Raw genomic sequence first — 25,745 nt, 5'->3', positions numbered from 1 at the left:
CGAATACAGCACGCGCGCGGTCACCGGGCGGATTTTTCGACTCCTCCACAACGGCCCGGATCCCCCGCCCTGCACGGATGAGGGGTATGTGCGTCGGTCAGCCGGTTGTGCAGGAGAACATGGTCTCGTGAGACGACGCGCTGAACAGCCCCCGGCTTCGGTCGACGAGAAACAATGGCAGGACTCAGCTCAGCACGCGGCCCACCGTGACGCCGACGATGATCCGAACGCTGTGGCAACGGTGCACACGGAGAGTGTCGTTGCCGGACACCGTGTGATACGTCTGTTAGGCGCTGGAGACCGCGCCGTGGTGTACCTGGGACATTCCGGTTCCGGGAGCGTTGTTGCTCTCAAGGTCTTCCATGCCGCCACCGAATCGGCAAGCGTCGAACTCGACATCGCCGTGCTGACATCGGCCGCCGCGCCGGGACTCGTGCGTCTGCTTGACGTCGCGCAAGTGCGCGACGGCCGCATCTGTCTGATTCTGGAACGGCTCCCCGGTGGGTCCCTCGCCAAATATCTGGTCGAACACCCGTCTCTGTCTCCGGGCGAGGTCGTGACCCTGCTGGCACCGATCACTTTAGCTCTAAGCGCCATGCACGCGGCCGGGTTCGCGCACGGGAGCGTCAGCCAGTCGACAGTTCTGCTCGATGCGAATGGCCGGGCGGTGCTGACCGGTTTTGGTGCTGTTTCACATCTCACCGACGCGCCTCGGGAGCGAATGCGGCGGCTGCGAGTCGATTACGAACGCTTGGCAATTGTCATGATGGCCGTCTTCGAGTCGGTCGATAGAACGGACCCGCACCACGAGAGTGGTGCCGCACTGGTGCGAGGATTTCAGGCTACTGTCAATTCCGCCGGGGCTCCAGACGGTGCAGATCGGGCAGCCGGCACCGCACACCCCGGTTCGATCCTCGGCACACTGGAGTACGACCTTTTCGGTTGGGCCGACGCCGAACCGCTTCGAGGTTTTCACACCGACGACCGACGGGACGCACAGTCAGTCACGGTGAATTCCGCCGTCGTCGAGACAGAAGCCGGGCAGGTCAACGGGGTTCAGCTTCGCCACACCGCTCTCCAAATTGACCCGGTCAGGTCGGAGGTTTCCGACAACAGTAATTCTCACGATGAAACTCGCGCCGACAAAACGGGCGGCAAGTTCGACAACGACGTGGATTCCGCAGGTTACCGCGGCGAGGAACACGGCGAGGAACTCGGCGGGAGCTTCGACGACAGGCTGCCACGCGGTCATTTCTCCCTCGGTGGCGGTACTGTTCTCCGCCGTCTCTCCGGGCGGGGCACCGCCCTTTTAAGTGCGGTACAGCAGCGGATGGGCCTCCGTCGAGTATTCGAGGGCATCGTCGACTCCCTGGTCGACGCGCATCCGTTCAACTCTGCCGGGCATGCACTGCGTAAACGTCTTCACGGGCACCATCGGCCTCTGCTGGTGGCCGTTTTCGGAGGCGCCAGCATTCTCATGCTCGCCCTGACTCTGTTCCCCGTATCGGGCCGTGCCGGTGAAACCGGGCCACCCGAGACTGCGGGCACAAACAATGCAGCCCAGGTCAACGGCACGCCAGGGGTCGCCGACAGTCCGACAACACCGACACCTACGGCCGGTGTACCGGCGGATACCGCGGGCTCCGCCAGCCAGGCGGCAATAGCGGGGGATGACCCGATAGCGGCCGTGCTCGCCCTGCTCGAGCGTCGGGCTGCGTGCCTGGCCACCACGTCCCTGGTCTGCCTGGTCGACGTGGACCAGACCGGATCGGCCATGCTGGCGTCAGATAGCTACGACGCCCGTGAGCGGCAACAGGGTCTATCCGGCCGGGAAATCGCCGACTATGCCAGCTACTCACCGTCACTGGCTGAACGCAGCGGCGACCTGGCCGTCGTCGTGCTGACCCCGGTGCCTGGGCAGCAAAAAAGCCAGCCGGCCTCGGTCCTTGTGGTCAAGGGCGAGGACGGCTGGCGTCTTCGGGAGATTTTCGACTACTGAACTGCGCCAAAACCGCGGGTGGTCCAGAGCGGAAAGTTCGAGCTGTTAGATGCCGAGGTCGCCCTCGAACGCACCGGCCTCGAGCCGCGTCTTCATCGTGGTGAGGAAGCTGGCTGCATCCGCACCGTCGATGATGCGGTGGTCGTAAGAGAGGGCGAGGTACACGCTGGATCGGATTGCGATCGAATCAAGGCCGTCGTTGGTGACAACAAGCGGCTTCTTGTAGACGATTCCGGTTCCGAGAATGGCGCTCTGCGGCAGGAACACCACGGGCGTATCGAACAGGGCACCGCGCGAACCGGTGTTGGTCAGCGTGAACGTTCCACCACTCAGTTCGTCGGGCTTGAGCTTGTTATCCCGCGTGCGAGCGGCGAGGTCCGCGATTTGAGCGGCAAAACCAGCCAGGTCGAGTTCCCCGGCGTTGCGAACGACCGGAGTCAAGAGGCCACGCTCGGTATCCACGGCGATGCTGATATTTTCCTGGGCCGGGTACACGATCGTGTCACCGTCGATCGTGGCGTTCACGATAGGGATAGCACGAAGCGCCTCGGCGGCAGCCAGAGCGAAGAACGGCAGGAACGAGAGCTTGTTGCCGGTCTTCTCGGCGAATGCTCCTTTGACCCGATCGCGCAGCAGGGCTACGCGGGTGACATCGACTTCGACCACTGTCGTGAGCTGAGCGGATGACTGCATCGAGATGACGGCACGCTCGGCGACAACCTTGCGTAGGCGGGACATCGGCTGGGTCGTTCCGCGAAGTGGTGAGATCTCGATGGCAGGCGCGGCCACAGCATTACTCACTGCGGAAGCGGCCTGAACGATGTCTTCCTTTCGGATGCGTCCGCCCACGCCGGTGCCACTGACCGTCGACAGGTCGACGCCGGCTTCGTTCGCCATTTTGCGCACGATCGGCGTGACGTAACCGCTGGTTCCGGCGTGTGAGCCCCGAGCCGCAGGGGCAGCGGATGCCTGAACGGCGACCGGTGCCGGAGCAGCGACCGGTGCCGGAGCAGCGACCGGTGCCGGAACAGTAACCGGTGCCGCAGCAGCGACCGGTGCCGGAACAGTAACGGGTGCCGGAGTTGCCACCGGTGGCGCAGCAGCGACCGGTACCGGAGTGGGCGCAACGGGCTCGGGTGCTGCGACGGCAGCCGGTGCCTCAGCAGCCGGTGCCTCCGCGATGGGAGCGGCTGGTGCGGAGCCATCGCCGATAGTGACAAGCGGGGTTCCGACCTCGACAGTCTCGTCCTCCTGCACCAAGATGGCTTCGATAATGCCGGCGACCGGGGACGGAATTTCCGTGTCCACCTTGTCGGTCGATACCTCGAGCAATGGCTCGTCGACCTCCACGCGGTCGCCCACGTTCTTTAGCCAGCGGGTGACCGTGCCCTCTGTGACACTCTCTCCGAGTGCCGGGAGGCTGACGGATTCGCTCATGCGTATGTCTCCTTCAAAACCGTTTGCTTGTCTGAAAATTGGATAAGAATGCGCGAACCGACTACATCGCGTGGAGCGGTTTGCCGGCCAGAGCCAGGAAAGCCTCACCCAGCGCTTCGTTCTGGGTCGGGTGCGCATGCAGGAAGGGTGCGATGTCTTCGGGGAACGCTTCCCAATTCACCACGAGCTGGCCTTCGCCGATGAGTTCGCCGACGCGGGCGCCGATCATGTGAATGCCCACGATGGGGCCGTCCTTGACCCGGACCAGCTTGACCGAACCGGCGGTACCAAGAATGGAGCTCTTGCCGTTTCCGCCGAGGTTGTATTCGTAGGTGGAGACCTGGTCGGCACCGAATTTGTCAGCGGCCTTGGCTTCGCTGTAGCCGACGGAGGCAACTTCGGGATCCGAGTAGGTGACCTTGGGGATATTCAGGTCGTCGACGAGGATCGGGTTGAGTCCGGCAATTTCCTCGGCGACGAAGATACCCTGCTGAAAACCGCGGTGGGCGAGCTGCAGTCCTGGCACGATGTCGCCCACGGCGTAGACGCCGGGGAGGTTCGTGGCGAGGCGTTCGTCGGTGATGACAAATCCGCGATCCATGGTTACGCCGACCTCGTCAAAGCCGAGTCCAGCGGTGACCGGGCCGCGCCCGACGGCAACAAGCAGCAGGTCGGCCTCAACGGTCGCGCCATTCTCGAGCGTGACGACAACGCCGGAGTCGGACTGGGTGACACTCTGAAAGCGGATGCCGAGGGAATACTCGATACCGCGCTTGCGGAATGCGCGCTCGAGTTGCTTGGAAATCGACTCTTCCTCGTTGGGCACGAGGTGAGGCAGGGCTTCGATGATCGTGACATCAGCACCGAAGGACTTCCAAACGCTCGCGAATTCGACGCCGATGACGCCGCCGCCCAGCACGGCGACCTTCTTCGGAACGTAGTCCAGGGCGAGTGCGGTCTCGCTCGTGATGACGCGCCCGCCGATCTCGAGCCCGGGCAGCGAGCGGGAGTAGGAACCAGTGGCCAGGATCACGTTCTTGCCGACGATCAGGTCATCGCCAACCTGAACGGTGGTCGGAGAGACCAGATGGCCTTCGCCCTCGATCACGGTGATCCCGCGCGCTTTGACCAGGCCCTGGAGTCCCTTGTACTTGCTCGCTACAATGCCTTCGCGGAACGCGTTGACGGCGGCCATATCAATACCCTCGAACGCGGTCTTGACGCCGTATTTGGCGGCTTCACGGCTGACGTCAGCTACCTCGGCCGAGTGCAGGAGGGCCTTGGTCGGAATGCAACCGACGTGCAGGCAGGTGCCGCCGAGCTTGCCTTTCTCGATCAGACCAACGGTGAATCCCAGCTGCACGGCACGCAGCGCTGCTGCATATCCACCGCTTCCGCCACCGAGAACGACAATGTCAAAATTCTGTTCCGACACTCAGCTACTCCCTCGCGCATTACGCTCCATCACGACGGCCGACAGATTTTGCAGATCGGCAGCGTGGATTGACAAGCTTTTCTTGCCCCTTCGACTGTACTACGGGCGTGAAAAGTCCTCGGCCAGTCGAAGAAGCGCCCGAACGGACACCCCGGTTGGTCCGACACCGGTGAATCCCCAACCTGATCCGGAATTCTGAGCCGGGCCGGCGATGTCGAGGTGAGCCCACGGAATGGTCTGGCCGGCCGTATCTGTTCCGATGAATTCCCGCAAAAATATCCCGGCGAGAAGCATCCCGCCGGCCGAGCTGCCAATTTTTGCATTTGCGATGTCGGCGACATCCGAATTGAGCGTGGCGCGCAATTCGTTTGGGAATGGCATAGGCCAGGCCGTCTCACCGGTCGCGGCGCTGGCCGCGAGCACGTGCTGCACGAGGATGTCATCTCCCATCGCGCCGAAATACCTGTTGCCAAGGGCCACGACAGCAGCACCGGTCAGGGTAGCGACGTCGATGATAGCGTCGGGGTGTTCTTCACCCGCGGCGACGAGGCCGTCTGCGAGCACGAGGCGACCTTCAGCATCAGTGTTGAGCACCTCAACGGTACGTCCGCCGCGCATGCGCAGCACGTCGTTGGGGCGGATAGCTGATCCCGACGGCATGTTTTCGGCGATGCACATCCACGCCGTGATGCGTACTGGGAGCTGGAGCCGGGCTGCAGCTACGATCACGGCAAGGACAGTGGCGGCCCCCGTCATGTCGTACTTCATACCCACCATCGATGCCGGCGGCTTGAGAGAGAGTCCGCCGGTGTCGAACGTGATGCCCTTGCCGACGAGGGCGAGGTGTTTGCCGGCCCCATTCGGGCTATAGCTGAGCTTGACCAGGCGCGGCGGGCGGGTGGAACCCGCACCGACACCGGCAATGCCACCGAACCCGTCGGCGGCGAGCTGATGCTCATCCCAGACGGTCACGTCGAGCGGTAGTCCACGTGCGGCGTCGACCGCCAGGTCGGCGAGCGAGGCCGGGTACAGGTCGAGCGGCGGCATATTGACGAGGTCCTTCACCAGAGCAATCGCCTCGGCACTGATGCGGGCGCGTTCCAGAGCGGATGATGCCGGGGTCGTAGTGTGCACGATGACACTCCGGGCAGGCAGTTTGGTCGCCGCTAACGAACTGTGCCGGTACGCCGTGTAGGCGTAGCCGCCGAGGGCGGCGCCTTCAAGGACAGCTTCGACTTGGTCGGCGTCGTCCAGGGGAAGTGAGAATGCCACTGAGGCTGCACCGCTCAGCTGACGTACGGCAGACCCAGCCGCGTGTCGAAGGGCCTCGGTGTCGAGCAGGCGTCCCAGTCCGACGATGGCGATGCTGCGCGGCGCCCCGGCCATGACCACCAGGCGCACCACCTCGTCACGTGCGCCGGTCGCATTCAGGAGCAGCAACTGGGCTGTCACCGACGCGATCAGATCGTCACCGAGCGTGACATCCGCGAGCAACCGCACCCCGTCATCCGTTTGGAGCGAAGCAAGAATGAGGATCTCGGCGGTGGAGCCCGACGCGGACTCGGTGGACAGGGACAGGGTGGGTACAGTCATATGAAGATGGTATCCGTGGGGCCCAGCCACCCGCTCCCGGTTGTTCGCTCTCGGCACGATGGTGAAAGCCCCGAAAGACTGCACGAATGGGCGCCTCGGATTAGAGTTAAGGAATGCCAGACCCCGAGGAGCTCTACAAACTCACCGCCGACGCCGATGGCGTTCCGGAGGGACTACACCTCGTCATGGGACTGACCGGCTTCGCGGATGCCGGTGGCGCGGTAGCGCAATTCACCGACTACTTGCTGACCACCCTGGATCACACCGTCGTGGCGTCGTTCGATACCGACACCCTGCTCGACTATCGGGCCCGACGCCCGATCATCTACTTTGATCAGGATCACCTCACGAACTACCAGCCACCATCGCTCCAGCTGTACCTGGCCCGCGACGAGATCGGTCAGCCGTTCCTTTTTTTGACCGGCTTCGAACCAGACTTCCGCTGGGAGCAGTTCACCGCGGCCATGCTGCAGCTCGTCGACCGATTCACTGTTTCCTCCACGACCTGGGTGCACGCCATTCCGATGCCCGTCCCGCACACCCGCCCGATCGGTGTGACCGTCAGCGGCAATCGTTCCGACCTCATCGAAAACCGATCCGTCTGGCGACCGCACACGCAGGTAGCCGCCAACGTTCTACATCTTCTGGAGTTCCGCTTGCAGGAACGCGGCGCATCGACGGTCGGCTACGTATTACTCATTCCGCATTACCTGGGTGATACCGAGTTTCCAGCCGCAGCTCTCAGCGCGTTGGAAAGCACGAGCGCGTCGACGGGTTTGATCTTTCCCACCGATCACCTACGTGAGGCAAACAGAGAATTTGTCGCTCGCATCGACGATCAGGTGCAGGGCAATCCGGAGCTGGCCAAGCTTGTGGGCACCCTCGAGCAGCGGTACGACGCCTATATGGAAGGGAGCCCGCTGCGTTCGCCACTCACCGATGAAGACGGCGAGCTGCCGTCAGCCGATGAGATCGCTGCCGAACTCGAGAACTTTCTGGCCCTGCGCCGCAGCCGCGATGACGGTCCTGTCAGCTGAAACCATCTCACAGCACCAGGTGAACCGGCTTGAAGTGCCGGTCAGGATGAACGCGATAGACTTCATTCAGTGAACTCTCGCCGATCCACCCTGATCTTTATCATCGGGTCGTTCGCGTACCTGTCGGCCGTGCTTCAGCGAACGTCAATGGGGATCGCTGGGGTGGCTGCCACGGAAAAATTCGGTGGATCGGCCGCTATTCTCTCGAGCCTGGCCGTCGTGCAACTCATCGTCTACGCCGCCGCGCAGATCCCGGTTGGGGTCTTGATCGACCGATACGGTCCGCGAGTGCTCATGATCACGGGAACCGCGCTCATGGTCACCGGGCAGATCACACTGGCACTGGCACCGGAAATCTCAGTCGCTGTCATCGGCCGCATTCTCGTTGGAGCCGGTGATGCGACCATTTTCATTTCGATGATCCGCCTCATCAGCTCCTGGTTCAGCGGTCCCATCGTTCCCCTTTTGTCCCAGTGGACGGGCAACATCGGCCAACTCGGCCAGGTGCTCTCCGCGGTGCCCCTAGCGTGGTTACTGCATACGAGCGGCTGGACAACGGCCTTCCTTTCAGCGGCCTCTGTGGCTGTTGTCGCCCTGGTCGTGGTCGTCATTTTCGTGCAGGACCGCCCCAGAGACGTCACTGAACACGTGCATGCCAACAGCCTCGGAATGGCGCTGACCCAGCTGCGGCACAGTTTTCGTCGCCCGGGCACCCAGCTCGGATTCTGGTCCCACTACGTTACGCAGTCTTCCGGTACCGTGTTCAGCCTGTTATGGGGCTATCCGTTCATGGTCTTCGCCCTCGGCTACGAACCGGCGTTCGCGGCCGGCATGTTGACCGTTTTGGTCGGCGCAGGCCTGGTTTTCGGACCAATTCTAGGCCTGCTGACGGCGCGTCACCCGCTGCGCCGCAGCAACATTGTGCTCGCCATCGTGACCGGTATCGGTGTCGCTTGGGCGATCGTGTTGCTCTGGCCCGGTGTTCCCCCACTCTGGACGATAGTGCTGTTGCTTGTCGTGCTCGGAATCGGCGGGCCCGGATCGCTGATCGGCTTCGACTTCGCGCGCACCTTCAATCCACAGCGAAGCCTGGGCTCGGCTAACGGCGTCGTCAACGTCGGAGGCTTCACCGCGAGCTTCGTCATGATGTACCTGATCGGGTTACTTCTCGACCTTCAAAACGGATGGCGCATCGCCGGGGGAGCAGCGAGTGACCTGTATGCGCTCGACGCATTTCGGGTGGCCTTCACAGTTCAGTACCTCGTCGTCGGACTCGGCATCGGGTTTCTGGTGCATGCCCGTCGGCGTACCAGACGCCAGCTTTCCCGTGACGAAGGAATAGAAGTGGCCCCTATCTGGGTTGCACTGTCACGAGAGTGGAAACGGCGTAGCAAAGGATAGTAGTAGATGTCGTGGCTTGTCGTCCAGACAAACCGTGCAATACTTGATTCTAGGACCCGTTCTGGTCCGGGGCATCCCGAAGTCACTTCGGTATGGGTATCCCGGGACTTGACATGGGTCCAAGTTCTGCCCAAAAACGCTTCTGGCTCCTTTTGGTTCCGAGAAGCAGGTACGACTCCGCATGAGAGGTGTTCGAATGGCAACCACTGTCAAGACTGAGCTAGCCGATGAGTCTGTCACGACTCCGGTAGTACCGCCGGTCAAGAAAACCGTTACTAAGGCCGCCGCTGCAAAGGCCGCTGCTGCCGAGGCCGCTGCGACGAAGACGTCTGCAGCTGCTGGCCTGGCTACCGAGAAGCCTGCCCCAAAGAAGCGCGCGACGAAGGCAAAGGTCGTCAAGAAAGACGACGAAGCCGACGTTGACGGCGGTTCAGAAGCCGACGACGACGAGTCAGACGAGGACAGCGCCCAGCGTTCGGCGTCGACCGAACCGCTCCCCAGTGGGGCTCTCGTGCTCTCCCTTGTCGACGACGACGACGAGGTCCCGGTTTACTCCAGCGCCATCACCGGCGCCACGGCTGACCCGGTCAAGGACTACCTCAAGCAGATCGGTAAGGTCGCCCTGCTGAACGCGGCCGAAGAGGTCGAGCTGGCGATGCGTATCGAAGCCGGCCTGTTTGCCGAAGACAAGCTGTCGGAGATGACCGACGTTGAGAAGAAGAATGCGCTGGGCCGCGAGCTGCAGTGGGTCGCTAAAGACGGCGCCAGGGCCAAGAGCCACCTTCTGGGCGCCAACCTGCGCCTCGTCGTGTCACTCGCCAAGCGCTACACCGGTCGCGGCATGCAATTCCTTGACTTGATCCAGGAAGGCAACCTCGGCCTCATTCGTGCCGTCGAGAAGTTCGACTACACCAAGGGCTTCAAGTTCAGCACCTATGCCACCTGGTGGATTCGTCAGGCCATCACCCGGGCTATGGCCGACCAGGCCCGCACGATTCGAATCCCCGTGCACATGGTCGAGGTCATCAACAAGCTCGCCCGTGTTCAGCGCCAGATGTTGCAGGACCTCGGTCGCGAGCCCACTCCAGAAGAGCTCAGCCGCGAACTCGATATGACGCCCGAAAAGGTCGTCGAAGTTCAAAAATATGGACGCGAACCCATTTCTCTCCACACCCCGCTCGGTGAAGACGGTGACAGCGAATTCGGTGACCTCATCGAAGACACTGAAGCCGTTGTCCCAGCGGACGCCGTGGGTTTCACGATGCTGCAAAAGCAGCTTGAGAGCCTGCTCGACTCGCTCTCCGAGCGCGAAGCTGGGGTAATTCGGATGCGTTTCGGCCTCGGCGACGGAATGCCGAAAACTCTGGACCAGATTGGCGACACCTTCGGTGTGACGCGCGAGCGCATTCGCCAGATCGAGTCGAAAACGATGGCGAAGCTTCGTCACCCGTCCCGGTCGCAGTCTCTACGCGACTACCTCGAGTAAACGTGACAGTGGCAGGTCCCGCCCAGGCTATGCAGTGCGGTTCGTGAGTACCCTTCGATACGCCCCTGCCATTTTGGTGGGACGGGCGGTTCGTACCCTGGCACGGTGGCGCAAACCGGGCGGTGGCTCTGCCATTCCCGGAGTCGTCGTCAACCGCATCGCCCCGGGCTTTCTCGCTGCGACGCTCAACGGGTTTCCGCTCGGGCTCGTGATCGTGACCGGGTCAAGCGGTAAATCGACGACCACCAAGATGCTCGTCGCTATTCTTCGCGCCCACGGTGTCTCCGTGTTCACCAACCAGTCGACGGCCAATATCCGCCAGGGTCTGACCAGCGCGCTTTTGGAACAGGTCAGTCTCGCTGGCACGATCGCCGGCGATGTCGCCGTGCTTGAAATGGATGAAGGACACGGCGCGTTCATCGCCGGGTCACTGACTCCGCGAGTCGTCGCCCTGACCAACGTCATGGTCGACCAGATTGATCGGTTCCACGATTCCGAAATGGTCGTTGCCCTGCTGGCGAAAATTGCAGCACGGGCCACGGAGTCGGTCGTGCTCAACGCAGATGACCGGTACCTGGCTGACCTCGGCAATGCGCTCAAACCTGGCGTTGCGGTGTCCCGCTACGGCGTCACGAGCGAAGTTCTCGCTGAGCACCCGCGTGGACTCGGTTATGCCGACACCGTGCCCACTCGCCTGCCGGCTGGAACCGGGCTGCAGCTCACCCGTGTGGTCGGCCGTGACGCTGACGTGCAGTTTGCCACGGGGATTCACAGCATCCGCTTGCCGGCCCGCGGCATCCACTATGCCGTCGACGCGCTGACCGCGTTGAGCACGGCTGGCGCGGCCCTCGGCGAACGTTTCGTTCCGACAGTCGCCTGTGCGGCGTTGTCGGCTATGCCGGCCGTTTTCGGTCGTGGCGAAGTGGTAACCGTCGGTGGCAAAACCATCGAATTCGTTCTCGTCCAAAACCCGTCGAGCTTTCAGCTCAACCTCGACAGTCTGGAACCTGGCACAGAGCAGATTCTGGTGATCATTGGCTCGGACGTTCGGGATCCGTCATATTTCTGGCCGGTGCACACGTCCGGGCTCGGCCACGTGCTCATTGCCTCAGGACTCAAGGCGCACGAGATCGCGCTGCAGTTGGCCTACGACGACGTTGTCGTTGACCGCATCGAGCCGGATGTACCGACTGCCCTCGACGCGTTCCTGTCCTTGCCCGATCCCGTATCCGGGGTGAAAACCATTATCTTTTCCGCCGACGGAATGCGGCGCACGCGTGCGCACCTCGGTCTCGTCTCCAACTCTGAGGACCCGGTATGACCGCCACTTCGCTTGACCGGCCATTCACGGTCGTCTCGCTGCTGCCGCGCCTGCTCGACACGAATGGTGATGCTGGCAACGCCAGAGTGCTCGCGCAGCGCATTCGGTGGAGCGGCCACGACGCGCTGGTAGTCGATGTGCATTCTCGGGCTGACCTGCCCGAACACGTGGACGCGGTGTCAGTGGGTTCAGGAACGGATGCTGCCCTCCTGCCGGTCAGGGACGCTCTGCGCACGCTCGTGGAAGAACTGCGCATCTGGTCCAACTCCGGCGTGCCCATTTTGGCCGTCGGAACGGGTTGGGAATTGCTGAGCTGGGGCATCGACCGGGCGGATGGCACCGTGCTGGAGGGACTCGGGCTCGTGGCCGGCCACGCCGTGCCGCGTGCTACACGCGTGACCGATGACATCATCGTCGCGTCGAAGTATGGGCGGCTGATCGGGTTCGAAAATCACGCCCGCGACTATGTCGGCGCCGAAGCCAGTCCGCTCGGACGGGTTATCTACGGCACCGGCAACTCGGACCCCCGGGCGAACGGGCCGCAGATTGAGGGACTGACCATGGGCGAGGTGTTCTGTACGCACCTGCACGGGCCGGTGCTCGCGCGTAACCCGGCCTTGGCTGATCACCTTTTACAGGCGGCCTTCGACCGCTTTGGACTCCGTTACTCACGGGGGGCAACGTCAGAATCGGTTGATGAAATCGCGCGGGCAGCACGCAATCAAGTGGCCGTTCGCCTCGGACAGTCACCCGAATAGCGGACTCATAGACAAAGCTCGGCCCTCGATAACGAGCAAACCGCGCAGGTTGCCGGCCGAAGCCAGCCGCCTGCGCGGCAGCCGTTCTGAAATCGCTGGGCGGCTAGGAACGCTGATCTTCGAGCAGTCGGCTCGATTCGTCGTGCCAGCTTTCAGCGATGGCCGCGAGCTTCTCTTGGTGCTTACGGCCGTGGTGTGCGCAGAACAGCAACTCGCTGTTCTTCACGACGACACGAATATAAGCCTGGGCACCGCAAGCGTCGCAGCGATCGGCTGCGGTGAGCTGGTGGGGGGCACCCTGGTTGGCTACGGAACCATTTTCGGTGGCGATCTGGGACATTTTCTCCTCCTCCAGATTGAATGCATAAACCCTGTTATCTAATGTAAACACGCGGAAGGGCTTTCGACGAGATGTTTGGCCGGTATTTCGCTCACCGCGTAGACGTGTTGTGGTGACTGGTGAATCGCGGCCAACCGACTCCGGGCGAAAGATTGCCGGTCGGGGCCGGTATTCTTGGATGTTGTGAGCTCTGACTATTCCGCGCGCCACCTGTCAGTCCTTGAGGGACTCGAGGCAGTGCGCAAACGCCCCGGCATGTACATCGGTTCCACCGACTCACGCGGATTGATGCACTGCCTGTGGGAGATCATCGACAACTCCGTCGACGAGGCCCTGGGCGGACACGGTGCCAGCATCAACATTGAACTACACCCAGACCACAGCGTCGAGGTGCGCGACACCGCCCGGGGAATCCCGGTCGATATCGAGCCCAAGACCGGATTGACCGGCGTTGAGGTTGTGTTCACCAAACTGCACGCGGGGGGAAAGTTCGGCAGCGGCTCTTACGCGGCGTCCGGTGGTCTGCACGGCGTGGGAGCGTCCGTCGTCAATGCTCTGTCCGAACGTCTCGACGTCGAAGTCGATCGCGACGGCAAGACCTGGGCCATGTCGTTTCACCGGGGCGAACCCGGCCTGTTTGCCGACTCGGGGGAGAAGAGCCCCGACGCCCCGTTCACTCCGTTTGAAAACCAGAGTGAACTGCGTGTCATCGGCAAGGTCAAGCGCGGCGTGACCGGAACCCGTATCCGCTATTGGGCCGACCGACAGATCTTCACCAAGGGCGCAGCGTTTCAGACCGACGAGGTGCTGAGCCGTGCCCGTCAGACGGCATTCCTCGTACCCGGCCTTGCGATCGAGGTCGCCGACCGCCGCACCGATGAGCCGGTGACCAGCCTGTTCCAGTTCGACGGGGGCATCTCAGAATTCGTCGAACACCTCGCACCGGATGCCCCGATCACCGACACCTGGCGGCTGACCGGAAACGGCACCTTCAGCGAAACCGTGCCAGTGCTCACCGACACGGGCGCCATGGTGCCCACCGAGCTCGTGCGCGACTGCCAAGTGGATATCGCCCTGCGCTGGGGGACCGGCTACGACACGATCGTGCAGAGTTTTGTCAACATTATTGCCACGCCCAAGGGCGGAACCCACCAGGCCGGCCTCGATGCCGGTCTGCTCAAATTTCTGCGCGGTCAGGTGGAACTGAACGCCCGACGGCTGAAAGTCGGCAGCGACAAGCTCGACAAAGACGACGTTATGGCGGGTCTCACCGCCATACTTACGGTACGTCTGCCCGAACCGCAGTTCGAGGGGCAGACCAAGGAAGTGCTCGGTACCCCCGCGGTTCGGGCGATCGTCGCCAACGTCGTTGCGAAGGCCATGGCCGAGCGGTACGCCTCGCCTAAACGCGACGACAAGACACAGTCCGCGCTGGTCCTCGACAAGATCGTCGCCGAGATGAAGTCGCGCATATCAGCCCGGGCGCACAAGGAGACCCAACGACGCAAAAACGCCCTGGAGAGCTCTTCTCTGCCGGCCAAGCTGGTCGACTGCCGCAGCAACGACGTGTCGACGAGCGAGCTCTTCATCGTGGAGGGGGACTCGGCCCTCGGCACCGCCAAGCTGGCCCGCGACAGCGAGCACCAAGCGTTGTTGCCGATTCGGGGCAAGATCCTGAACGTGCAGAAGGCATCGGTTGCCGACATGCTCTCCAACACGGAGTGCGCCTCGATCATCCAGGTGATCGGCGCCGGTTCCGGGCGCAGCTTCGACCTGTCGGCGGCGCGCTACGGCAAGGTCATCATCATGAGCGACGCCGACGTCGACGGCGCCCATATTCGTACCCTGCTCCTGACGCTGTTTTTCCGCTACATGCGGCCGATGATCACCGAGGGCCGCGTGTTTGCCGCCGTACCACCGTTGCATCGGGTCGTCGTGATGAACCCGGGCACCAAACCCAACGAGACCATCTACACCTACTCGGAGGCCGAACTGCTCGGGGTGCTCAGCGCATTAGAAAAGAAGAACCGGCGCTATCAGGACCCCATCCAGCGTTACAAAGGCCTCGGTGAGATGGATGCCGACCAGCTCGCGACCACGACCATGGAACGAGCCCACCGCACCCTGCGGCGGGTACGCGTCGACGATGCCGAGTCCGCCGGCAAGGTGTTCGAGCTATTGATGGGCAACGACGTCGCCCCGCGCAAGGAGTTCATCATCGACAGCTCCGACAAGCTCTCCCGAGACCGCATCGACGTCTAACGAGTCGCTTTCGCGGCCCCGTCAGGCTAGATCTCGGCGCCGATGGCTCCGACCAGGGCGTCGAGCATCACTCCGGAAGCGTCGCGCCGGGAGCCGGAATCCGGCAGGGTCCGCGGAGTGCCGTCCGGGGCAACGGCGCGGGCGGGGGAGCGACCGACCCAGGCCACCGCGAGGGTATCTTCACCCTTGAGGAAGCGTTGGGCGCGCACTCCGCCGGTGGCGCGTCCCTTGGCCGGATATTCCGAGAAGTCGCTCTGCTTCGCACTGCCGGGGTCTGTGCCGGGCAGTGTCTGACTGCTCGATGCCACTGTGGCCACGACAGCCGTGGCGACGTCCTCAGTCGACAGGCTGGAAAAGAACACGACGGTTTCGCCCGGCGTCAGTTTGATGCCGGCCATGCCTCCGGCCGCTCGGCCTTGTGGGCGCACACCCGACGCGGGGAACCGCAGCAGCTGCGCATCCGAGGAGATGAAGACCAGCTCGTCCTCCTCGGCGCCCTGCACGGCACCGACCACCTCGTCCTTCGGCTTGAGCGTGATGATCTCGAAGTCGGGTTTGTTGGCCCAGTCGCCAGGAGTGACCCGCTTGACGACTCCGTGCCGCGTGCCGAGTGTGATTGCTCGATCGGAGTCGAGCGAGACAATGGCCAACACATGTTCTTTTTTGTCGGGCAGTACGAGATACTCGCTGATCCGCACGCCGGCCGCCAGCTGAATGGACGTCGGCGGCATCACCGGAAGGTCGACGGGGGAGAAGCGGATGAGCCGGCCCCGATTAGTCACGGCCCCCACCTCCGTGCGGCTCGTTGTGTCGAGCGTCGATAGCACGGCATCGTGCTTGCTGCGACGCTGCGGCGGCTGGATCCGCGGAGGTACGGCGTCGTCGACCGCGACCAGATCTACCCGGGCGACGCGCCCGGTCACGCTCAGGAACACCCGAGTGGGAATGTCCTGCACCTCGAGCACCGCGGCCTGGCGTTTGGCGGCAGCCGCCGACAGGCCAGCGATGCTCGGCTTGGCCTCGGTCAGTACCGTGCGCCGCGGAGTGCCGAACTTTTCGGCGACAGCACCGAGCTCCTCGGAGACGAGCGTGCGAATGGCCGCTTTCGACGACAGTAACTTCTCGAGTTTCGCGATCTCGGCGAGCAACTGGTCGCGTTCGGCTTCGAGTTCAATACGAGAAAACCTGGTCAAGCGCCGCAACCGCAGTTCGAGAATGTACTCAGCCTGGATCTGGCTGAGGTCGAACACGTCGATCAGCTTGGCACGAGCCTGTTCGGCGTCGTCGCTGGCTCGAATCACCTGAATGACCTCGTCAATGTCGACAATCGCGACGAGCAGGCCGAGCACGAGGTGCAGCCGCTCCCTGCGACGGGCCAGCCGGTACGCTGAGCGCCTGGTGACGACCTCGATACGGTGGTTCACATAAACGTGCAGCAGTTCAAGCAACCCCAACGTCTGCGGAGCGCCGTTGACCAGGGCGACAGCGTTGATGTTGAAGGAATCTTCCAGCGGCGTGTAGCGGTAGAGCTGCTCGAGCACGGCGTCGGGGCTGAAACCGGTCTTGATTCCGATGACCAGGCGTAATCCCTTGGTACGGTCAGTGAGGTCGGTCACGTCCGAGATGCCACTGAGCTTTTTCGAGTTGACGCCGTCCTTGATCTTCTCGATCACTTTTTCCGGGCCGACCAGATAGGGCAGTTCGGTCACGACGAGTCCGGTCTTGCGGGCGCTGATCGCCTCGACCGAGACGCGGGCGCGGGTTTTGAAACTGCCGCGGCCGGTACTGTACGCATCTTTTATGCCGGCGAGGCCGACGATGGTTCCACCGGTCGGCAGGTCGGGCCCCGGAACGAATTCCATAACATCATCGAGAGTCGCGTTCGGGTGCGCCAACAGGTGCCGGGCCGCCCCGACGACCTCGATCAGGTTGTGCGGGGCCATGTTCGTCGCCATGCCGACGGCGATACCGCTGGTGCCGTTGACGAGGAGATTGGGATAAGCAGCCGGCAGCACGTCGGGCTGGGTGAGCTGGTTATCGTAATTCGGAACGAAATCGACGACATCCTCGTCGAGATTTTCGGTCATCGCCAACGCTGGGGCCGCGAGGCGGGCCTCGGTGTAACGCGGAGCAGCCGGCCCGTCATCGAGGGAACCGAAGTTGCCATGCCCGTCGATGAGTGGAACACGAAGTGAAAACGACTGGGCCATGCGCACGAGGGCGTCATAGATCGCGGTATCGCCGTGCGGGTGGAGCTTGCCCATCACTTCGCCGACTACGCGGGCGCTCTTCACGTGCCCTTTGTCCGGACGCAACCCCATTTCGTTCATCTGGTACAGAATGCGCCGCTGCACGGGTTTGAGGCCGTCCCTGGCGTCGGGGAGGGCCCGGGAGTAGATCACCGAGTACGCGTATTCGAGGAACGACCCCTGCATCTCCACCGACACATCGACGTCTTCGATGCGTTCGGTGCTGGGTGCGGTGGCGGATAACGGGGTGCTGTCTGAGCGGCTCATTGAAAAATTCTGCTTCAAGCGTGCGGCGGAAACCGATTGGACCGGTCACCACTGCACTATGTAGGAAGCGCTCTCGGGAGCGCTGGGCCCGAGTTCATCCCTGTGAAAGAATAAGACCCGATGCCCACCATGCTACCGGCCCGCCAATTCAGTGCCCTGCGCCTTGCCGATGTTCTGACCAGTTCCCTCAGCGCCGTGTGCGCCCGGCCGAATGCACTGGCTTTGCCCCCGGTACACAAGGCGATCGTGATTCTGGCGGATGGGCTCGGCGTCAGCTCGCTTCGGGCACGCGCCGGACACGCCCGATTCCTGTCTTCCCGGCTCAACAAATCGAGCATCATCGATGGTGTCTTCCCCGCCACGACGGTTGCGGGAATCGCGTCGCTCACGACCGGCGTGGAACCGGGCCAGCACGGGCTGGTCGGCTACCAGGTTCTCGACGAGGCCAACGACCGCGTGGTCAACCAGCTCACCGGATGGGACGACGGCATGCAACCGGCCACCTGGCAGCGTGCCCGGACCGTCTTCGATCTGGCCACCGATGAAAATGTGCCGAGTTTCGCGATCGGCCCGAAACGATTCGTGGCCTCAGGCTTCACCCAGGCGGTGCTGCGCGGCGCCCACTATGTACCCGCTGACTCGGTAGCCGATCGCTTCGCGGCCGCCCGCGGCATCCTCAACGACAACCCGACGGCCCTGATATATCTGTATGTGGCCGAGCTTGATGTGGCAGCGCACGCACACGGCTGGGAGTCCGATCGGTGGCTGGCCCAGCTCGAGACCCTCGATGCCGAAGTAACCCGCTTCGCTTCGACACTCCGTTCCGACGAGGGTCTGCTGCTCACCGCCGATCATGGTGTGATTGACGTTCCGAGCGTCAGACACGTGTTGTTCGACACCGAACCCGCCCTCGTGGCCGGCGTCCGTCACGTCGCGGGGGACCCGCGCTGTGTACAGCTCTACCTCGATCACCAACAGTCGTCGGTGACCGCTGACACGCTGGCCGACGCCTGGCGTGCGTCTCAGGGGGACCGCGCCTGGGTCTATACGCGCTCTGAAGCCGTCTCGGCGGGCCTGTACGGACGCGTTGCCGACGAGGTACTGCCGCGCATCGGGGATATAGTCGTCGCCGCCCGCAAGTCGATCGCCTACTACGACTCCCGTCCGACCAACCAGAAAGCCCGCGGCATGATCGGGCAACACGGTTCCCTCACCGATGAGGAAGTGCGTGTGCCACTGATCCGCGCGGGCGCCTTCGCGCGATAATCTGCCGAAGCCGCCCGTGGGCACCTTGCGAGATTAGACCGGGTACTGACGGCGCTTGACCTGCGGCTTGGGCAGACGCATCGGGCGAAGCTGCAGCGCACGCATGGCCGCATACCAGCGGATGCGTTCGGCCTTGTCAGAACCGAACTTGGCCTCGATCTTCTTGGTCAGCACAAAGCCGAGAACAACGCAATCGACGACGGCGAAAATGAAAAATGCCCAGAGCGCAATCAGGGACACGCTGGCAACACTGGGAATCGTGCTCAGCAGAATAACCAAGAACATGATCGGAATCATCAATTCACCGACGCTGAACCGGGCATCGACATAGTCACGGACATAGCGTTTCTGCAGGCCACGTTCACGCAGCGGCAAGTACTTATCGATGCCGGCGGCCATGCCAGCTCTGGCAACATCACGCGCAGCGCTCGACTTGACGCGTGCCTGCTTGGCGGCGAGCTTGCGATCATCGGGAACCAGCGGGCGTTTGTTAGCCGCCTCCTGCCTTTTGCGGGTCGGGGTCGCCTGACCCTTACCGGCGGTGCGCGAGAGACCCAGCCGCGTTGCGGTCTCGTCGGCGCTTTCAATCGACGGCTGGGCGTCGGGGTTTACGGGGTGCTTAGCCACATCAAATCCTTGCAATTGGGTGCCTTAAGATTACCGGTATGACGGGTAACCCACAGACAAATTCTCCTTCCACCGGCCGGGCGCCCGACGATGCCCGCAATTCAGGCGCCGACTCGGGTGCACGGGCCCGCCTCCGCACCGCGGTCGAACTCGGCCTCCCCAGCACGATCGCCGACCTGTGCGCGCTGGTGCGCATTCCATCGGTGTCCTGGGCAGCATTTGATCCTTCACACGTCGCCGCAAGTGCCGACGCCGTCGCGGCGCTGGTGCGCGGGCTTGACGTCTTCGAGTCGGTCGATATCGTGCAGGCCGGCATTGGGCCGAGCAGCACCGGCACCAGCACGGAGCTGGGGCAGCCGGCGATATTGGCGTCGCGCGCAGCCCGCAATGGCCGGCCGACGGTTTTGCTCTATGCCCACCACGACGTACAGCCCCCCGGCAAGGACGAAGATTGGGAGTCCGATCCGTTTACGCCTACGGTGCGCGGAGACCGCCTGTACGGGCGAGGAGCTGCCGACGACAAGGCCGGCGTCATGGCCCACGTCGCGTCCATCCGCGCTCTCGTCGCGGCAGTCGGTCCCGACTTCGATCTGGGAATAGCACTGTTTATCGAGGGGGAGGAAGAATTCGGCAGCCGCTCCTTTGCCACTTTCCTCGATGAGAACCGCGAGGCCCTGCGCGGAGACGTGATCGTCGTGGCCGATTCGAACAACTGGGACATCAACACGCCCGCCATAACGACGGCCCTTCGCGGTAATGTCACACTCCGGCTGACCGTGCGCACCCTCGCGCACGCCTCACACTCCGGCATGTTCGGCGGAGCAGTCCCCGATGCCATGCTCGCCACTATCAAGCTTCTCGCCACCCTTTATCACGAAGACGGTTCAGTGGCCGTCGCCGGCCTCACCAGCATCGATGTTCCCACCCCAGACTATTCCGAGGATCAGCTGCGGGCAGAAACTGGCCTACTGCCCGGCGTCAGCCCGATCGGCCACGGCTCTATCCTGAGCCGAATCTGGTCGCAGCCAGCTCTCACAGTGACGGGAATCGACGCACCGACCGTCGACAACGCGTCCAATACACTCACCCCGGCGATCACGGTTCGGCTCAGCACGAGGATCGCCCCCGGACAGTCCGCCGTGCACGCCGCCACGGCGATCGAGACGCACCTTCGGGAGAACGCGCCGTTCGGTGCGGTTGTTGAGATCGACGATGTGGATACCGGCGAGCCCTTTCTCGTTGATACCAGCGGATGGGCCGTGACCGACGCCCGTTCCGCCATGACGGATGCCTGGGGTGTTCCTCCAGTCGACATCGGTGTCGGTGGGTCAATCCCGTTTATCGCCGATCTGGTCCGGGTCTTTCCGGCCGCCCAAATTCTCGTGACCGGGGTCGAAGACCCGGATTCCCGGGCCCATAGCCCGAATGAGTCTTTGCACCTGGGCGTCTTCAAACGGGCCGTACTCAGCGAGGCCTTCCTGCTGGGTAGCTTGAATGACCGCACCGGCCACTGAGTAAACACCGTGTCAGCGAACGAAGATCAAAGGAAGTCTGACAGCGTGGGAATGCCCACGGCGACTTTATGGTTGACGAAGGTAGGATTTATGACATCGCAATCTATGAGATCGCACCGTGCGTGACTGCGTAAACCGAGGAGAAGCATGACCGACACCATGACCGAAACAGTCAGCACTGCTGACACCGCCCATGTCCCAGCTGCTGCGCATGGCGTCGGACTCACCGATACGGCCGCGCTCAAGGTCCGCAGCCTGCTGACTCAGGAAGGACGCGAAGACCTTCGTCTGCGCGTCGCCGTCCAGCCCGGCGGTTGCTCTGGCCTGATCTACCAGCTCTACTTCGACGAGCGCGTGCTCGAGGGCGATGCCGTCGTTGATTTCGATGGAGTGGGTGTCGTCGTCGACAAGATGAGCGTCCCCTACCTCGATGGAGCCTCAATCAATTTCGAGGACACGATCGAGAAGCAGGGCTTCACCATCGACAACCCCAACGCTGGCGGCAGCTGCGCCTGTGGAGACTCTTTCCACTAACAGAAAGTGCTTCAGCGGGCGTTCGTCCCGGACTGATCACGGGGACATCATCATCTCGATGGTGTCCCCGTTTTTTCAGCCCAAAATTCCCCGAAACATCTGAATTAGCACCGTCACGAGAAAGTCATGAGTACAAATCGTGTACGACCTGCCCCGGAGTGCACTTCGCGTGCGCTCTCGCGGAGTAAGCTAGTAATCGATCAAAGCGCTTCCAGAGAAGCGTCCTCGAATCTCCCGAAAGGTCCCCCGGTGCGCAATAATCACCGCCTTCGTTGGGCTGCCATTCCGCTCGCAGCGACGTTAGCCGTTGTACTGGCAGGATGCACGCAAGCCCAGCTCCACGGTTTCCTGCCCGGTTTTGAAGAAGAGGGCGAAACGGCGGTGACCAATCAGACCGACCGCATCGCGGGTCTATGGACCACTTCCTGGATCGTGCTCCTGATCGTGGGTCTCATCACGTGGGGTCTCATTATCTGGACGATCGTCGTGTATCGACGTCGGAAGGGCCAGACCGGCCTCCCGGTTCAGCTGCGGTACAACATGCCGATCGAAATCTTCTACACCGTCGTACCGCTGATCCTCGTCATCGGTTTCTTCGCCTTCACTGTGCGCGACCAAGTCGCCATCGAGGCACGATATGACAATCCCGACGTGAAGATTGAAGTTCAAGCCAAGCAGTGGGCGTGGGACTTTAACTACGTCGACGAAAACGTCTACTCGCCCGGAATCCAGGGCCAGCTTGATCCCAACGGCGAAACCGGTGCGATCAATCAGTCCGAACTTCCCGTACTGGTGCTCCCGGTGAATAAGACCATCGAAATAGCACTCGAATCTCGCGACGTCATCCACTCTTTTTGGGTCATCGACTTCCTATACAAAAAAGACATCATTCCGGACCGGACCAACTACATGTCGGTCACTCCGGAGCGCATTGGAACGTTCGCCGGCAAGTGTGCCGAGCTTTGCGGTGAATACCACTCCCTCATGCTTTTCAACGTCAAGGTCGTCTCTCAATCTGACTACGACACGTACGTCGCGTCCCTGCGTACTGCGGGTAACGTCGGCCAACTCGACAACCAATTCGACCGCAATCAGAATCAGCCGGGTACCAGCGCCCCGACGGCTCCGGAGGGTAACTAAGCCATGACTTCGACCATCGCACCCCCCGAGTCACGCCCAGCCGCACCGGTCTCGACGTCGGCAGAGCGCAAGGGCAACGTGCTTGTCAGGTGGATAACTTCCACCGACCACAAGGTCATCGGGTACATGTACCTGATCACCTCCTTCATTTATTTCTGCCTCGGCGGCGTCATGGCACTGATAATTCGTGCCCAGCTGTTCGCGCCCGGGCTTGACGTGGTACAAACGAAGGAGCAGTACAACCAGCTCTTCACGATGCACGGCACGATCATGCTCCTGATGTTTGCAACGCCGCTTTTCTTCGGCTTTGCTAACTTCTTGATTCCCCTGCAAATCGGGGCTCCCGACGTTGCTTTCCCCAGGCTCAACGCGCTCGCGTACTGGTTCTTCAACTTCGGAAGCCTCATCGCCGTGGCCGGGTTCCTTACCCCTCAGGGCGCGGCGTCCTTTGGCTGGTTCGCCTACCAACCGCTGGCCAGCACGACGTTCTCGCCCGGAGTGGGTGGGAATCTGTGGATGGTCGGCCTCGGACTTTCCGGATTCGGCACGATTCTCGGTTCCGTGAACTTCATCACAACCATCATCACCATGCGCGCTCCGGGCATGACGATGTGGCGGATGCCGGTATTCACGTGGAACACCCTCATCACGTCCCTGCTCGCCCTCATGGTTTTCCCGGTTCTTGCAGCTGCCATGCTTGCTGCCGCGTCCGACCGCATCTTCGGCTCGCATGTCTACGACCCCGCAAACGGCGGCGCCATACTCTGGCAACACTTGTTCTGGTTCTTCGGTCACCCCGAGGTGTACATCATTGCGCTGCCATTCTTCGGCATCGTCTCCGAGGTGTTCCCGGTCTTCAGTCGTAAGCCGATGTTCGGCTACAAAACGCTCATTTACGCGACCATTTCGATCGCGGCCCTGTCGGTATCGGTCTGGGCGCATCACATGTACGTCACCGGTTCGGTGCTGCTACCGTTCTTCTCACTCATGACCATGCTCATCGCCGTGCCGACCGGGGTGAAGATCTTCAACTGGATCGGCACCATGTGGCGAGGGTCGATCACCTTCGAAACTCCCATGATCTGGGCCATCGGCTTCCTGGTTACGTTCACCTTTGGTGGACTCACGGGTGTCATCCTGGCATCACCGCCGCTCGACTTCCACGTGTCGGATACATACTTCGTCGTCGCGCACTTCCACTACGTAGTTTTCGGCACCGTAGTCTTCGCAATGTTCAGTGGATTCTACTTCTGGTGGCCCAAGTGGACCGGCAAGATGCTCAACGAAAGCCTGGGAAAGTGGCACTTCTGGCTGCTCTTCATCGGTTTCCATACCACCTTCCTGATCCAGCACTGGCTCGGTGTCATGGGGATGCCTCGCCGATATGCAACGTACTCACCGGAGGATGGTTTCACCTGGATGAACCAGGTATCCACCGTCGGCGCGATGGTCCTCGCCGTGTCGATGATTCCGTTCTTCCTGAACGTGTACATCACGGCGCGCAAGGCCCCGTTAGTAACCGTGAACGACCCGTGGGGCTATGGCTCATCACTGGAGTGGGCAACATCCTGCCCGCCTCCACGCCACAACTTCACGTCTATTCCCCGAATCCGCTCTGAGCGGCCGGCGTTCGACTTGAACCACCCCGAAGCCGGCCTACCCGTCGGTATCGGCCCGGGTAAAGATGCCCCCGACGCGTCGGTATACGACATCGACTCGAATCGGGTTAAATAAATGAAAACCAATGCAAACCTACTCTGGGTCCTCACAGTATTCTTCGTCATCGTGACGATTGTGTACATTGCGTGGAACCTGTTGGACCACGGCGCGGTCGAATGGGCGGGCACGTTCATGCTCGGTCTGACGGCAGCGCTCATGGCGTTCGTAGCCTTCTACCTCGGTAAAGTTCATGCAGCCCAGGGCGGCGAGCTACCGGAAGACCGTCTTGATGGCAACGTGGATGATGGTGATCCAGAGATGGGCTTCTTTAGCCCCTGGAGCTGGTGGCCTATTTTCCTGGCAGCATCAACGGCCCTGATCTTCCTCGGCTTGGCCGTCGGCTACTGGATTTGTTTCATCGGTTTGGGTATCGGCCTCGTGGCCCTTACCGGCTGGGTTTACGAGTACTACCGCGGCATGTTCGCTCGCTGAGCACGTGACCCATTCGATACCGATCTTCCCCATGGAAGGTCGGTATCGGCGTTTAACGTGCTGGTACCGGCACATGATCCGCACATCCGGTGCCGGGGGATAGGCGTGGCGCTCAATCGGGCGTTTCTTGACGGGCTTAAGCCGGGTATCCGGGACTGCTTTCCACCGCAGGCAACACGTCGTTACCGATATCGGCTCAGTCGCTTGGTGCAAAGTGCGGCGGTCGATTCTGCACGGCGACCGGGTTGTGTCAGCACGTACGGCGCGCTGTAGACGGTCTCGTCTGATACGTGCAGGTGTTCGTCGTCTGGAAACTCCGACAGCAGCCATCGGAAAGTCTGCTGCGGAGACCAGCAGACGTTGAGCTGGGTGGGATCCGACGCGCTGCCCCAGCCGATCGTCGAGTGGCTACTTCCCGCAGTCGCGGCCGGCGTGTTCGAGCGGATACGAGACGTTCGTCTGGACCGCGCGGTATCCGCTCGACCCGCCATTGCGCAATACTTCTCGCCGAGCGGTGGGAATGGACCTGCCCAATTCGGCGACGCTCGGCGCCAGCGACCGATGCTCGGCAAGATCGCGCGAGATGCTCTCGCGCTCACCGAGCGGCGAACGCAACGCTGATCGTGGACCCGTCACCCGTCACCCGTCACCCGTCACCCGTGGCCGCGTTCCGCCCGACTCCTTGAGCCACAGCCCTTGAGCCACGGACAGGCAGTAGACCTGGACATACCGGTCAGTGCTGCGGACTATTTCAGTGATGTACCCGACACCTGCGCCGTGAAGAACGGCATCCATTGCTCCGGTGGCTGTGGTTTCCGTCCCATTTTCACTCCTCCTATAAAGCACAGTTGGAGGCCGCACGGCCACACCGTTGCAGCGACCCTTTAAACCTCTCGGCGATACTGGCCCTATTTTCAGTCAGCACTAA

General features: G+C 62.2%; 20 protein-coding genes. 14 read left to right on the top strand and 6 right to left on the bottom strand.

Annotation, left to right across the window (positions count from 1 at the left end; genetic code table 11):
• The first annotated feature begins 127 nt into the window (after positions 1-127).
• A complete protein-coding gene (locus E3T27_RS09695) occupies positions 128-1,999 on the top strand; it encodes a protein kinase domain-containing protein (RefSeq protein WP_166786166.1) in 1,872 nt (623 codons plus the stop codon).
• A gap of 45 nt (positions 2,000-2,044) precedes the next feature.
• Here the strand turns inward: E3T27_RS09695 and E3T27_RS09690 are convergent, their stop codons facing one another.
• The 3 genes from E3T27_RS09690 to E3T27_RS09680 all read right to left on the bottom strand — a co-directional run bounded on the left by E3T27_RS09690 (position 2,045) and on the right by E3T27_RS09680 (position 6,464).
• Positions 2,045-3,436, bottom strand: a complete 1,392-nt coding sequence (locus tag E3T27_RS09690; protein ID WP_134572391.1) for a 2-oxo acid dehydrogenase subunit E2 — start codon at positions 3,434-3,436, stop codon at positions 2,045-2,047.
• 61 nt (positions 3,437-3,497) lie between these two features.
• The gene (lpdA, locus tag E3T27_RS09685) at positions 3,498-4,871 is read right to left on the bottom strand and encodes a dihydrolipoyl dehydrogenase (protein WP_104198068.1); all 1,374 of its coding nucleotides are present in this window, start codon (positions 4,869-4,871) and stop codon (positions 3,498-3,500) included.
• A gap of 99 nt (positions 4,872-4,970) precedes the next feature.
• Positions 4,971-6,464: a leucyl aminopeptidase gene (locus E3T27_RS09680; RefSeq protein ID WP_134572389.1), complete on the bottom strand. Its 1,494-nt coding sequence runs from the start codon at positions 6,462-6,464 to the stop codon at positions 4,971-4,973.
• A gap of 113 nt (positions 6,465-6,577) precedes the next feature.
• Between E3T27_RS09680 and E3T27_RS09675 the strand changes: the two genes are divergently transcribed.
• From E3T27_RS09675 to E3T27_RS09655, 5 genes are all read left to right on the top strand, one after another.
• Complete coding sequence (locus E3T27_RS09675; RefSeq protein WP_104198066.1) at positions 6,578-7,501, top strand: proteasome assembly chaperone family protein; 924 nt, start codon at positions 6,578-6,580, stop codon at positions 7,499-7,501.
• A 69-nt stretch (positions 7,502-7,570) separates the two neighbouring features.
• Positions 7,571-8,902, top strand: a complete 1,332-nt coding sequence (locus E3T27_RS09670) for an MFS transporter (protein WP_134572387.1) — start codon at positions 7,571-7,573, stop codon at positions 8,900-8,902.
• 196 nt (positions 8,903-9,098) lie between these two features.
• Positions 9,099-10,388, top strand: coding sequence for an RNA polymerase sigma factor (locus E3T27_RS09665; protein ID WP_104198064.1), 1,290 nt, complete (start codon positions 9,099-9,101; stop codon positions 10,386-10,388).
• 43 nt (positions 10,389-10,431) lie between these two features.
• A complete protein-coding gene (locus E3T27_RS09660; RefSeq protein ID WP_134572385.1) occupies positions 10,432-11,709 on the top strand; it encodes a Mur ligase family protein in 1,278 nt (425 codons plus the stop codon).
• The gene (locus E3T27_RS09655; RefSeq protein WP_134572384.1) at positions 11,706-12,467 is read left to right on the top strand and encodes a type 1 glutamine amidotransferase; all 762 of its coding nucleotides are present in this window, start codon (positions 11,706-11,708) and stop codon (positions 12,465-12,467) included. The genes E3T27_RS09660 and E3T27_RS09655 overlap by 4 nt, the downstream gene beginning before the upstream one ends.
• A gap of 103 nt (positions 12,468-12,570) precedes the next feature.
• Here E3T27_RS09655 and E3T27_RS09650 read toward each other — a convergent pair whose 3' ends face one another.
• Positions 12,571-12,807, bottom strand: coding sequence for a DUF7455 domain-containing protein (locus E3T27_RS09650; RefSeq protein WP_104129172.1), 237 nt, complete (start codon positions 12,805-12,807; stop codon positions 12,571-12,573).
• A gap of 183 nt (positions 12,808-12,990) precedes the next feature.
• On the opposite strand from E3T27_RS09650, the gene E3T27_RS09645 reads away from it, so the two are divergent.
• A complete protein-coding gene (locus E3T27_RS09645) occupies positions 12,991-15,069 on the top strand; it encodes a DNA gyrase/topoisomerase IV subunit B (protein ID WP_104198061.1) in 2,079 nt (692 codons plus the stop codon).
• Between the two features lie 26 nt (positions 15,070-15,095).
• Here the strand turns inward: E3T27_RS09645 and E3T27_RS09640 are convergent, their stop codons facing one another.
• On the bottom strand, positions 15,096-17,585 hold the full coding sequence (locus tag E3T27_RS09640; RefSeq protein ID WP_134572382.1) for a DNA gyrase/topoisomerase IV subunit A: 2,490 nt from the start codon (positions 17,583-17,585) through the stop codon (positions 15,096-15,098).
• Positions 17,586-17,705: 120 nt separating this feature from the next.
• Between E3T27_RS09640 and E3T27_RS09635 the strand changes: the two genes are divergently transcribed.
• The gene (locus tag E3T27_RS09635; protein ID WP_241992196.1) at positions 17,706-18,851 is read left to right on the top strand and encodes an alkaline phosphatase family protein; all 1,146 of its coding nucleotides are present in this window, start codon (positions 17,706-17,708) and stop codon (positions 18,849-18,851) included.
• Positions 18,852-18,884: 33 nt separating this feature from the next.
• Here the strand turns inward: E3T27_RS09635 and E3T27_RS09630 are convergent, their stop codons facing one another.
• Entirely contained in the window at positions 18,885-19,478 is a 594-nt protein-coding gene (locus E3T27_RS09630; RefSeq protein WP_134572380.1) for a DUF3043 domain-containing protein, read from the bottom strand.
• 38 nt (positions 19,479-19,516) lie between these two features.
• On the opposite strand from E3T27_RS09630, the gene E3T27_RS09625 reads away from it, so the two are divergent.
• The 6 genes from E3T27_RS09625 to E3T27_RS09600 all read left to right on the top strand — a co-directional run bounded on the left by E3T27_RS09625 (position 19,517) and on the right by E3T27_RS09600 (position 25,438).
• Positions 19,517-20,992 (top strand): dipeptidase, encoded by a 1,476-nt coding sequence (locus tag E3T27_RS09625; RefSeq protein WP_134572378.1) that lies wholly within the window; start codon positions 19,517-19,519, stop codon positions 20,990-20,992.
• Between the two features lie 147 nt (positions 20,993-21,139).
• Positions 21,140-21,526, top strand: a complete 387-nt coding sequence (locus tag E3T27_RS09620; RefSeq protein WP_104198057.1) for a HesB/IscA family protein — start codon at positions 21,140-21,142, stop codon at positions 21,524-21,526.
• A 249-nt stretch (positions 21,527-21,775) separates the two neighbouring features.
• Entirely contained in the window at positions 21,776-22,666 is an 891-nt protein-coding gene (ctaC, locus tag E3T27_RS09615; protein ID WP_104198056.1) for an aa3-type cytochrome oxidase subunit II, read from the top strand.
• 3 nt (positions 22,667-22,669) lie between these two features.
• A complete protein-coding gene (gene ctaD / locus E3T27_RS09610; protein WP_104198055.1) occupies positions 22,670-24,400 on the top strand; it encodes an aa3-type cytochrome oxidase subunit I in 1,731 nt (576 codons plus the stop codon).
• A complete protein-coding gene (locus E3T27_RS09605) occupies positions 24,401-24,817 on the top strand; it encodes a cytochrome c oxidase subunit 4 (protein ID WP_104198054.1) in 417 nt (138 codons plus the stop codon).
• A gap of 360 nt (positions 24,818-25,177) precedes the next feature.
• The gene (locus E3T27_RS09600; RefSeq protein ID WP_134572376.1) at positions 25,178-25,438 is read left to right on the top strand and encodes a hypothetical protein; all 261 of its coding nucleotides are present in this window, start codon (positions 25,178-25,180) and stop codon (positions 25,436-25,438) included.
• Positions 25,439-25,745: the final 307 nt, after the last annotated feature.

The sequence above is a fragment of the Cryobacterium lyxosi genome (assembly GCF_004403345.1).
GTDB lineage: Bacteria > Actinomycetota > Actinomycetes > Actinomycetales > Microbacteriaceae > Cryobacterium > Cryobacterium lyxosi.
This window is presented reverse-complemented; position numbering and strand designations above follow the sequence as displayed.